The sequence below is a fragment of the Mesorhizobium sp. M5C.F.Ca.ET.164.01.1.1 genome (assembly GCF_004792125.1).
GTDB lineage: Bacteria > Pseudomonadota > Alphaproteobacteria > Rhizobiales > Rhizobiaceae > Mesorhizobium > Mesorhizobium wenxiniae.
The window spans coordinates 1-349 of the sequence record NZ_SRTG01000271.1 but is presented as its reverse complement, the minus strand read 5'-3'; the positions used below and the strand labels follow the sequence as shown (position 1 = coordinate 349).

Here is a 349-nt window from a genome sequence, read left to right as displayed (position 1 = left end):
ATCTTCGCGCTCGGCATCCGCCATATCGGCGAAACGACGGCCGCCGTGCTTGCCCGTCAGTTCTCGACCATCGAGGAACTGATTCGTGTGGGCAAGGAGACCGCAAAGGCGGAGGATCCGCACACGGTTTTCCCGTCGATCAACGGCATCGGCGACACGGTGATCAATGCGCTGCGCGACTTCTTTGGCAATGAGCGCAATGACGACGTGCTGGACTCCCTGCTCGCCCAGGTTCATCCGAAGCCCTATGTCATGGAAATCTCGGCCGGCAGCGAAGTCTCCGGCAAGACAGTCGTGTTCACCGGCACGCTGGAAAAGATGACGCGCTCCGAGGCCAAGGCGATGGCGG

The 349-nt window shown here is 61.3% G+C and carries 1 protein-coding gene; it reads left to right on the top strand.

Annotation, left to right across the window (positions count from 1 at the left end; all coding sequences use genetic code 11):
* On the top strand, positions 1-349 hold a 349-nt coding region (locus EN807_RS33435), incomplete at both ends, for a helix-hairpin-helix domain-containing protein (protein WP_281405254.1).